General features: G+C 66.5%; 7 protein-coding genes. 4 read left to right on the top strand and 3 right to left on the bottom strand.

What is annotated here, in order from left to right; translation table 11 throughout:
• Positions 1-280 precede the first annotated feature (280 nt).
• The 3 genes from VIR09_RS00695 to VIR09_RS00685 all read left to right on the top strand — a co-directional run bounded on the left by VIR09_RS00695 (position 281) and on the right by VIR09_RS00685 (position 4,273).
• Positions 281-1,477: a pyridoxal-phosphate-dependent aminotransferase family protein gene (locus VIR09_RS00695; protein WP_332010747.1), complete on the top strand. Its 1,197-nt coding sequence runs from the start codon at positions 281-283 to the stop codon at positions 1,475-1,477.
• Between the two features lie 24 nt (positions 1,478-1,501).
• Positions 1,502-2,554, top strand: a complete 1,053-nt coding sequence (locus tag VIR09_RS00690; protein ID WP_332010745.1) for a serine hydrolase — start codon at positions 1,502-1,504, stop codon at positions 2,552-2,554.
• Positions 2,555-3,262: 708 nt separating this feature from the next.
• Positions 3,263-4,273, top strand: coding sequence for an aldo/keto reductase (locus VIR09_RS00685; RefSeq protein ID WP_332010743.1), 1,011 nt, complete (start codon positions 3,263-3,265; stop codon positions 4,271-4,273).
• Between the two features lie 56 nt (positions 4,274-4,329).
• On the opposite strand, the gene VIR09_RS00680 is transcribed toward VIR09_RS00685, so the two are convergent.
• Complete coding sequence (locus tag VIR09_RS00680; RefSeq protein WP_332010741.1) at positions 4,330-5,667, bottom strand: MFS transporter; 1,338 nt, start codon at positions 5,665-5,667, stop codon at positions 4,330-4,332.
• 86 nt (positions 5,668-5,753) lie between these two features.
• On the bottom strand, positions 5,754-7,391 hold the full coding sequence (locus tag VIR09_RS00675; RefSeq protein ID WP_332010739.1) for a choline dehydrogenase: 1,638 nt from the start codon (positions 7,389-7,391) through the stop codon (positions 5,754-5,756).
• Positions 7,392-7,571: 180 nt separating this feature from the next.
• Between VIR09_RS00675 and VIR09_RS00670 the strand changes: the two genes are divergently transcribed.
• Positions 7,572-8,417, top strand: coding sequence for an IclR family transcriptional regulator (locus VIR09_RS00670; RefSeq protein WP_332010737.1), 846 nt, complete (start codon positions 7,572-7,574; stop codon positions 8,415-8,417).
• Between the two features lie 27 nt (positions 8,418-8,444).
• On the opposite strand, the gene VIR09_RS00665 is transcribed toward VIR09_RS00670, so the two are convergent.
• Complete coding sequence (locus tag VIR09_RS00665) at positions 8,445-9,161, bottom strand: GntR family transcriptional regulator (protein ID WP_332010735.1); 717 nt, start codon at positions 9,159-9,161, stop codon at positions 8,445-8,447.
• Positions 9,162-9,463: the final 302 nt, after the last annotated feature.

Below are 9,463 nucleotides of genomic sequence, written 5' to 3'. Positions count from 1 at the left end.
GGGCCGCAGGCGGCGGCGCGGTTTCGGCAGCCACGCTGGCGGCGCCGGAATCAGGCATCAGGCTGGAAACGCTGCTCATTGGTATACAAAAATTCCCCGTGTTTTGCGAGACTATAAACCTGTACTTCCGTATCGCCCGATGGGTGTATACCCTAGGTTATTAACGTAAAAACAATGAGATAGAGTGACGCATGCCGCAAGTCCGCATGCCGGGCATCTCCTGCTTGTTTGCTTGGCGCCTTTTGTTGGTATACAAAAATATTCCACTTTGGGACTACGCATGCTTACCCTGAACAGTCATCCGTCCGGCCGGCATTTCCTGCAGATTCCGGGGCCGACCAACGTGCCCGACCGCGTGCTGCGCGCCATCGACCAGCCCACCATCGACCATCGCGGACCGGAGTTCGGCGCGTTGGGCCTGGCCGTGCTTGAAGGCATCAAGCAGGTATTCCAGACGCAGTCGCCGGTGGTGATCTTCCCGTCTTCCGGCACCGGCGCCTGGGAGGCCGCGCTGGTCAACACCCTGTCGCCCGGCGACCGCGTGCTGATGGTCGAGACCGGCCATTTCGCCAGCCTGTGGCGCAAGCTGGCGGGGCGGCTGGGCCTGGAAGTGGATTTCCTGGAAGGCGACTGGCGCCACCCGGTGGACGCGGCGGCCATCGCTGCCCGCCTGGCCGAAGACAAGCGACGTGAGATCAAGGCCGTGTGCGTGGTGCACAACGAAACCTCCACCGGCGTGACCAGCGACATCGCAGCCGTGCGCGCCGCGATCGACGGCGCCGCGCATCCGGCGCTGTTGATGGTGGACACGATCTCATCGCTGGGCTCCATCGACTACCGCCACGACGAATGGGGCGTGGACGTCACCGTGGCCGGCTCGCAAAAGGGCCTGATGCTGCCGCCCGGGCTGGCCTTCAATGCCGTCAGCGCGCGCGCCCTGGCCGCAGCCGACCAGGCGCGGCTGCCGCGCTCTTACTGGGACTGGCGCGAAATGCTCACCGCCAACGCCCGTGGCTACTTTCCGTACACGCCTTCAACCAATCTGCTTTACGGCCTGCACGAGGCCCTGGCCATGCTGCGCGAAGAAGGCTTGCCGCAAGTCTTCGCGCGCCATCAGCGCCACGCCAGGGCCACGCGCCTGGCGCTGGCCGGCTGGGGATTGGAACTGCTGAGCCTGGAGCCGGCCGCGCACAGCCCGGCGCTGACCGCGGCGATCATGCCGCAAGGCCACGGCGCCGACGCCTTCCGCAAGCTGGTGCTGGAACGCTTCGATATGTCGCTGGGGCAGGGCCTGGGCAAGCTGACCGACCGCGTGTTCCGCATCGGCCACCTGGGCCACTTCAACGACCTGACGCTGTGCGGCACCTTGGCCGGCGTGGAAATGGGCCTGGCCGCGGCCAGCGTGCCGCATCGGCCAGGCGGCGTGCAAGCGGCAATGGAATTCCTATCCGGGGCGCGCGCAAACGTCGCGGCCTGAGACACACACATAACGAGGGAAACGATGAACACACTCATGCAGCAGGCGATCCAGTTCGCCAACGAGCACGAATCCGCCTGGGACCGCAGCGTCAAGGGCAACTTCGGCGTGCACCTGAACGATCCGCCGCCCTGGAACCGCCTGCTGGGTCCCATCCACGACCGCGGCCCCGTGTCCGGCGTGGTCACCGTGCGCGGCGAGACCATCGCGTCCTGGGGCGAACCCGAGCGCGCCGACCTGACCTTCAGCGTGGCCAAGCTGTACCTCGCGATCCTGGCCGGCGTGGCCCACGATCGCGGCCTGCTGCCAGACGTGGATGAGCCCGTTGGCAAGCGCGTGCCCGGCATCGGCTTCGACGAAGGACAGAACGCCGACATCACCTGGCGTCACCTGCTGCAGCAGACCAGCGAATGGGAAGGCGAACGCTTCGGCGTATCCGATCAGGCCGACCGCTACCGCGCCGTCACCTTCGGCGTGCCGCCCGGCGGCAAGAAGGGCGACGCGCGGCCCTTGCAGCGCCCCGGCACGTATTGGGAATACAACGACGTGCGCATCAACCAGCTGTCGTACGCGCTGCTGCACCTGTTCCGCAAACCCCTGCCCGAGGTCTTCCGCGAGGCCGTCACGCGGCCCATCGGCGCCAGCGAAAACTGGCAATGGGTGGGCTACGACAACGCCTGGGTCGAGATCGACGGCCAGCGCATGCCTTCCGTGCCGGGCGGCTCGCACTGGGGCGGCGGCATGTCCATCAGCGCCCGCGACCAGGCCCTGATCGGCCAGATGCTGCTGAACGACGGCATGGCCAACGGCCGCCGCATCCTGTCCAGCGCATGGATCCGGGATATGCGCACGCCATGCGCGATTGCGCCGTATTACGGCTATCTGATCTGGCTGAACCACGAAGGCCGTGTGTTCCCGAGCGTGCCGGCTTCCAGCTTCTTTGGCGTGGGCGCGGGTAGCTCGTTTACCTGGGTGGAGCCGGAACGGCAGATGGTGGTGATCGTGCGTTGGCTGGACTCGGCCCATGCCGACGCGCTGTTCGGCAAGATCCTGGGGGCGGTGGACGCTGGGGTCTAGATCGTTTTTGGCTTGGTTTTTGTCGTTCAGGATCTGGGGTGCGGGGGGCTTTGAGCATGCGGATGTTTGGGTTCTTTAGCCGCCGAGGCTGCCCTGCGCCATTCCGATGCTCGCCCCGGTGGGGCTGCGCTTCGGATGGCTCCGGGGTCCTCGGCTGACAGCGGCCTCGTGCGCTGGTTTTGGACGCCGTTCATGGGTAGATGCCTTGAGCCGGTGGCCGGGCGGAGGGATCCGAAGCGCAGCCCCACCGGGGCGAGCATCGGAATCCCGCAGTCCGGACGCCGGCGCCTCAAGAACCCAGCTTCATAAGACCGAAATGTAGGGCGGCAGGGCTTTGTGCTTGCGGATTGTCAGGGTTCTTTAGCCGCCGAGGCTGCCCTGCGCCATTCCGATGCTCGCCCCGGTGGGGCTGCGCTTCGGATGGCTCCGGGGTCCTCGGCTGACAGCGGCCTCGTGCGTTGGTTTTGGACGCCGTTCATGGGTAGATGCCGTGAGCCGGTGGCCGGGCGGAGGGATCCGAAGCGCAGCCCCACCGGGGCGAGCATCGGAATCCCGCAGTCCGGACGCCGGCGACTCAAGAACCCCGGCCATACAAAATCGAACATCAACAATCCAACCAAGAATGCCTTAGATGCGAATTTGACTGACGCGGGCTTGCCGTTGCATGCTCGCGTCTAATCCATTTCCGTGAACGAGAGGAAGCTAACCATGAACTACCGCCGCCTCGGCCGCAGCAATCTCCGCGTCTCTCCGCTCTGCCTGGGCACCATGATGTTCGGCGAGCAAACCCCCGACGATGAAGCCGCCCGTATCGTCGCGTCCGCGCGTGACCATGGCCTGAACTTCATCGACACCGCCGACGTCTACAACGGCGGCCGCTCCGAAGAAGTGGTGGGCAAGTTGCTGAAAGGCCAGCGCCACGACTGGGTGCTCGCCAGCAAGATCGGCAACGCCGTCGGTACCGGCCCGAACCATGCCCACTATTCGCGCCAGTGGCTGATCCGCGGCGTGGAGGACAGCCTCACGCGCCTGGGCACCGACTTCATGGACATCCTCTACCTGCACCGCGACTACCACGAGGAAAACCTCGAAGAAGCGCTGCGCGCGCTGGGCGACCTGATCCGCGCCGGCAAGCTGCGCAGCTTCGGCCTGTCCAACTTCCGCGGCTGGCGCATCGCCGAGGTCATGCGCCTGTGCGAAAAAATGGGCGTGCCGCAACCCGTCGTGTGCCAGCCTTACTACAACATGCTCAACCGCGGCCCCGAAGTCGAGATCCTGCCCGCTTGCAAGCACTACGGCCTGGGTGTCGTGCCCTACAGCCCGATCGCACGCGGCGTGCTCACCGGCAAGTACCTGCCGGGCCAGGCGCCCGCGGCCGACAGCCGTGCCGGACGCGGTGACCGTCGCATCCTGGCCACCGAGTTCCGCGAAGAATCCCTGGAGATCGCGCAAAAGCTGGTGGCGCATGCCGCCGCGCGCGGCACGCAGGCGGGGCATTTCGCCACCGCCTGGGTGCTGGCCAATCCCATCATCACCGCCGTCATCGCCGGCCCGCGCACCCTGGCGCAGATGGAGGACTACTACGCCGCCCTGGACGTGAAGATCACGGCCGAGGACGAGGCCATCGTCAATGACTGGGTCACGCCGGGCCACGCGTCGACCCACGGCTACAACGACCCCAACTATCCGTTCTACGGCCGCCCGGTAGCAGCCGCCTGAGACGGGCACAGTCCCAGGGTAAAAAGCGCCGGCCCATGTGGCCGGCGCTTTCACGTTCAGGCCTTGCCCAATCCCCCGCGCGGCATGGCATTCGCCGCTGCCTCCAGTTCCGCCGGCTGCGCCCCGCGTCCGATCAGCATGGCGCAGATCGCCGACACCACCCCCGCAAACAGCACATACAGGCAGATCAGCCAAGGCTGGCCGCCGCCCGTCTTCAACAGCGCCGTCGCGATGATGGGCGTGATGCCCGAAGCGAAGATGCCGGAGAACTGATAGACGAAGGAAATCCCCGTGTAGCGCACCTTGGCGTCGAACAGCTCGCAGAACAGCGCCGCCTCCGGCCCATACACCGCGGCGTACAGGATGCCGAACGGAATGATGATGGCCAGCCAGATCAGCATCACGCTGCCCTGGCTGTTCAGCATCAGCCAGAAGCCCGGGAAGGACGCCGCGGCAGTGATGAGCGAGCCCCAGAAGTAGACCCGGGTGCGTCCGATGCGGTCGGACAGGCGGCCGAAGAAGGGGATGAAGAAGCACATCACCAGGGCCGCGGCCATTACGCCGATCAGCGCCTCGGTGCGCGTGATCTGCACGGTCTGCGTCAGGTACGAAATCGAGAACACGCCGAACACGTTGAAGAACACGCCGTCGATGTAGCGTGCGCCCATGCCCTTGAAGACATTGCCCGGATAGCGCTTGAGCATGTCGAAGAAGGGGATCCGGCTTTCGGCATTGTTGGCCTTGACCGCCGCGAACTCCGGCGTCTCCTTGATGTTCAGGCGGATGTACATGCCCACCAGCACCATCGCGGCCGAGGCCAGGAAGGCGATGCGCCAGCCCCAGGCCATGAACTGCGCGTCCGTCAGCAAAGTGGACAGCAGCGCCACCGTGCCGGAAGCCAGGCACAGCCCGATAGCCAGCCCGATCTGCGGCAGCGAGGCGTAGAAGCCTTTCTTGCCCGGCGGGGCATATTCATAGGCCATCAGCACCGCGCCGCCCCATTCGCCGCCCAGCCCGATGCCCTGGAACACGCGCAGCAGAAGCAGCAGGATAGGCGCCCAGATGCCGATGCTGTCGTAGGTCGGCACCAGACCGATCAGGAAGGTGGCGATGCCCATGATCATCAGCGTCATCACCAGCATGCTCTTCCTGCCGATGCGGTCGCCGAAGTGGCCGAAGATCAGCCCGCCCAGCGGCCGGGTGATGAAGCCCACGGCGAAGGTGGTATAGGCCAGCATGGTCGAGATCGTCGGGTCGCCGGTGGGGAAGTACAGCTTGTTGAACACGATGCCCGCGACGACGCCGTACAGGAAAAAGTCGTACCACTCGATGGTGGCGCCGATCAGCGACGCGGCGACGACTTTGCGCACCGCGGCTTCGTTTTGCTTGGCCATGTCTAGTCTCCTTTGGTGGGGCGGTCGGGCAATCTGCGTTGTCCTGCGCCTGAGGGTTCTGCTATCCGGGGTCCGTCATCTCCGATTCAGGCGGCGACGCGCAGCGCCTGCGGCTGCGCTTGCCTGAGGTCCTGCAACATGAAATCGGCCGCGCGCTCGGCCAGCATCACCACGGGCACATTGGTGTTGCCTGACACCAGCGTGGGCATGATCGAGCAGTCCACCACGCGCAGTCCCGCCACGCCATGCACGCGCAGGCGCTCGTCCACCACGGCCATGGGGTCGCTGGCCGGCCCCATCTTGGCGGTGCCGGACGGATGGAAGATCGTCGCGCCGTATTCGCGGCAGAAGTGCAGGATCTCGTCGTCCGTGCGCACGTCCGGCCCGGGGCGGAATTCGCGCTTCATCAGGCCGGCCAGCGGCTCGGTGGCGGCAAGCCTGCGCGCATACTTCACCGCGGCCACGGCCATGTGGCGGTCCAGTTCGGTGGACAGGTAATTCGGCTGCATCGACGGCGCCTCGAAGGGATCCGTGCTGCGCAGCTGGACCCGGCCGCGCGACGAGGGCCGCAACTGGCAGACGGAATAGGTGCAGCCCGAGAACGGATGCACCTTGCCGCCTGCCATGTCGGCCGACAGCGTGGCGAAATGGAACTGCGTGTCGGGCGTGCGACTGGCCGGATCGACCCGGCAGAACACGCCGCCCTGGTTGATGCCCACGGCCAGCGGGCCGCCGCGGAACAGCAGCCATTCCAGTCCCATGCGGGCGCGGCCCGTCAGGCTGCGCAACTGGTCGTTGGTGGTGATGGGGCGGGTGGTCTCGTAGATCAACCGGATCTGCAGGTGGTCCTGCAGGTTTTCGCCCACGCCGGGCAGGTCGCGCACGACGCCGATGCCCAACTGGCGCAGCAGCGCAGCCGGCCCGACGCCGGACAATTGCAGCAGCTGCGGCGATTGCAAGGCGCCGGCGCACAGCACGACTTCGCGACGGGCGCGCAGGGTGTGCACCTGGCCGTCGCGCCGGTAGCGCACGCCGCAGGCGCGGCGGCCTTCGAACAACACGGCCATGGCGTGCGCGTCGGTCTCGACGCGCAGGTTGCTTCTGCCCTGGGCGGGCCGCAGATAGGCCACGGCGGTCGAGCAGCGGCGGCCGTTGCGGGTGGTGAGCTGGTAATAGCCCACGCCCTCCTGGTCGCCGGTATTGAAGTCCTGTACGTGAGGCAAGCCCAGTTTTTGCGCGGCGCCGATCAGCGCTTCCACCAAAGGGTGCGGCGTCTTGATCGAGGTGGCGTTGAGCATGCCTTCGGTGCCGCGCGTGGGGCCGGGGCCGAGGTCATTGTTTTCCAGCTTGCGGAAGTAGGGCAGGCATTCGTCCCAACTCCAGCCGGGATTGCCGGCAGCTGCCCAGGCGTCGTAGTCGCGCCGCTGGCCGCGGATGTAGATCAAGCCGTTGATGGAACTGGAGCCGCCCAGCGTACGGCCGCGCGGCCAATAGATGCGCCGGTCCAGCATGCCGGGATCGGGGTCGGTGTAATAGCCCCAGTTCAGGACCTTGTGGAACATCGTCTTGCCGTAGCCGATGGGGATGTGTATCCACGGATTGCTGTCCTTGGGTCCGGCTTCCAGCAGGCAGACGCTGTGCGTGCCGCTGGCGCTCAGCCGGTTGGCCATCACGCATCCGGCCGAGCCGGCGCCAACCACGATGTAATCCACGGTATCGGACATGTCCGCAAGCTCTCCCTGCAGCCGGGCGCCGCGCCTGGCCTACGGCGCGTTTACCCTGCTTGTCGTTGTGGGGCGCACTTATATACTGGATCGATGCCGGCGCATGGGCGCTGCGGCATTTGTGGCGATTCTAGGAAGCACGCGCGCAGAACAAAGCACAACAGGCGCAGGGGCGGAAAAGTGGAACAGAATATGCAGATTCAGTTTCAAAATCGCGGTGCAGCATCGGCGCAGCAGGCCGAAGACGCCGCGACCCAACAGGAAGCCGCGCGTTCGCTGCGCGCGCTGGTGGTGCTGGACCACCTGGCGCGGGCCCAGCATCCGCCCACGCTGGCGCAACTGGCGCAGCGGCTGGAAATGCCCAAGACCACCTTGATGCGCCTGTTGGCGGCCATGCAGCGCGCCGGTTACGTCGCCGCCACGCCCACCGAGAATGGCTTCGTGCCGGGACCGCAGGCCGCGACCCTGGCCCTGGCGACCTTGCGCGCCTCGGCCTTCACTCGCGCCTGCCGCGCCGTGCTGGCGCAACTGGTCGGCACCCTGGGTGAAACCTGCAACCTGACCGCGCCCGACGGCGACCGCGTGATCTACATGGAACGCGTGGAAACGGCGGAGCCCTTGCGCCTGTTCTTCGCGGTTGGCAGCCACGTGCCCATGCATTGCACCGCCAGCGGCAAGCTGTTCCTTGCGTCCATGAACCGGCTGGAGCGCGGGCGGGTGCTGGCGCGCCTGCCGCTCACGCGCAATACGCCGCGCACGCTGACGGATCCGGCCAGGCTGGAAGAAGAGCTTGAACGGCTGGCCGCGCGCGGTATCGGCATCGACAACGAGGAATTCGTACGCGGCATGAGCGCGGTAGCAGTGCCCGTGCGCGACGCGGACGACCGCGTGGTGGCGGCGGTGGCCTGCCATGCGCCGACCGCCCGGGTCATGCTCGATGATCTGCTGCGCGCCGTGCCCGTGCTGGAACGCGCGGCACGCTCCATGCACGAGGTGCTGGCGCAGCATCGTGCCGGCGCGGCTTGACCGCGCGCTTCGCGAGCGGCCCGCGGTTCAGGCTTGAGGATTGAATAGATCCGGCGGCAAGCGCGCCACGGCGTCGTAGGTCAGCCGGATATGGGCGGCCAGCAAGTCACAGGCGCGGTCCGCATCGCGGGCCAGCGTGGCGTCCAGAATGCCCTTGTGTTCGTCGTCCAGGTTGCGGGCGATGGGCTTGCGCGTGACGGTCAGGCGGCGGTAGCGCTCGGCCTGCTGGTACAGGATGCCCAGGAAATGATGCAGCCAGCGCGAGGGACAGGCGCGGATCAGTTCGCGGTGGAATTCGCGGTTGCGCTGTTCCCATTCCTCGAAGCGGGTGTCGGGGTCGGCGGCCAGGCGCTGTTCGGCCTTGCTCAGGCGATGGAAGGCGGCCAGCACGGCGCTTTCCCAGTCGTCGTCGCCCAGGGCGATGGACTGGCGCAAGGCCTGGGTTTCGAGCAGCACGCGGTTCTCGGTGATGTCGCGGAAGTCTTCCAGCGAAATCGGCGTGACGTGAAAGCCGCGCTGTCCTTGCGCGATGACCAGCGCGTCCGACACCAGCAGCGCCAGCGCTTCGCGCAGCGTGCCCGCGCCCACGCCGTAATCGTCCTTCAGGTGCTCGACCCGCAGGCGAGAGCCCGGCGGGTGCACGCCCTGGATGATGTCGCGGCGCAGGTTGACGTAGGCCGCGCCGACCAGGGTGTTGGCCGAGGCGGAATGGGCGAGCGGGGGGAGGGTGGCGCCGTCTGACATGGAAGCTACTTTATCACTGCGCTCAAAAAATCTCGATAAAAATTATTGACGCCGAGATTTATGCTGCTTATCGTAGAAAAAAGCGTCGCGATTACGACCGGCATGCAGCCGGCGGCAGACACGCCCAGGAGACAAGCAGTGATACGGCTACACGAGGTCCGGCATGTCCGGCTGCGCACCCGCAATCTGTCCGAAACGCCCGCCCGCCGGCCCTTGCTGCGGCCGCTGTTGCGGTACTTGGCGGGTTGCGTAAGCGCGTTCGCGGCGCTGGCCGCCGCGCCTGGCGCCAACGCCCAGGACTG

Source organism: Achromobacter sp., from assembly GCF_036567245.1.
Lineage (GTDB): Bacteria > Pseudomonadota > Gammaproteobacteria > Burkholderiales > Burkholderiaceae_B > Achromobacter.
This window is presented reverse-complemented; position numbering and strand designations above follow the sequence as displayed.